Below are 1,281 nucleotides of genomic sequence, written 5' to 3'. Positions count from 1 at the left end.
TAGAGATAGGTGTAGCTGCCTTTGTAGGTGTACTCCTGCAATAGGCGGCCTTGATGCTGAGAAGTAATGAGGTTGTTAAAAAGCAAATTTTTCAGACGGCCTCAAAGAACGGATTGAGACCGTCTGAAAAGCGGAAACGGAACAGAAACTAACATCAGAATTTGAAGGTTTTGTGCGGGGCTTGGGCTTACTTTGAATGTGCAGGCTGCTTTTGAACCGTTTTGGGGCTTTGAAAGCAGCTTGCACTTTTTCAGGTAGCCCGAAGGGGGGACGCTCACCCCACGTCGGGACTGAAGGTTTTGTTCGGGCTACGGCTTGCTTATCACACTTTATTTCCTTTTTAATTTATTACTAATCTCTCTTACTACATTAGAAGGACCACTTAATGTTACTCCTATGTATGTTTCAATTTCGACAGTTAAATTTAAATTATTTACTTCGTATCTTGCCAAATAGTAATCCTGAGAACCTACTAATGCTGAAGATTCATCCTTTTTAACCGCACCTATCTCTTGCAAAGTTAAAAATAATGATTTAATAAGTTTTTCATCATATTCATTGCCAATAACAATAGACTCATTGATCATAATCCTAAATCCTTCCCGCCTGTTCGTGATGCAGACTCAATAATATCATCCCAAGATTTTCCTTTTTTACGCAACCAATCTATAGATGGACCTAGTTTATCACCATATTTTTCTACATTTCTAGCATATATTTCTTTTAATTTATCAGGTGGGGTTAAGTTTTTATACTTTACTCCTAGCTCACGTCTTTTCGAATGCAACGTTCGTGCAATAATTTCCTTATCGATACCCTTACGAGCCATTTTTTCTCCTAACGCCTTCAAACCATTCACTTCTTTAATATATGCTTGGCGTAATGGATGTACATGAGAAGTATTTTTTACACATTTGCCACATTTTAGCTTTGAAGCAACTTTTGATATTACTTTAGAAACAACCCCAACAACTATGGGAATTACACGAACCAGAAATCCCCATAACCCTAACGGATCAACCCACTCCTGCGCATTCGGAGCAAACCAATAAAGATTCTCCCCACCCAGCAACCCAATCGGGTCCTGATTCACAAACCGCCCCGCCTCAGGTTCGTAATAACGCATCAGGTTGTAATGCAGCCCGGTCTCTTCGTCGAAGTATTGGTTCTGCAATCTGAACGGCTGGTGCGCATCCTTGTAAACCCGCTCATCCTTTTTCAGACGGCCCCAGGCGGTGTATTCGCCGTACCATAAGAGATTGCCGCAGATGTCGGTCATCT

General features: G+C 41.1%; 2 protein-coding genes. Both read right to left on the bottom strand.

The annotated features are described in order from the left end of the window. Positions 1-329: 329 nt before the first annotated feature. Positions 330-587: a hypothetical protein gene (locus tag KEM39_RS11295; RefSeq protein ID WP_211710064.1), complete on the bottom strand. Its 258-nt coding sequence runs from the start codon at positions 585-587 to the stop codon at positions 330-332. Then, a partial coding sequence (locus tag KEM39_RS11785; RefSeq protein WP_249182782.1) for an RHS repeat-associated core domain-containing protein occupies positions 584-1,281 on the bottom strand: 698 nt, incomplete at its 5' end. The genes KEM39_RS11785 and KEM39_RS11295, both read right to left, overlap by 4 nt.

Origin of the sequence: Neisseria sp. Marseille-Q1983 (genome assembly GCF_018224585.1) — a bacterium.
Taxonomy (GTDB): domain Bacteria; phylum Pseudomonadota; class Gammaproteobacteria; order Burkholderiales; family Neisseriaceae; genus Neisseria; species Neisseria polysaccharea.
This window is presented reverse-complemented; position numbering and strand designations above follow the sequence as displayed.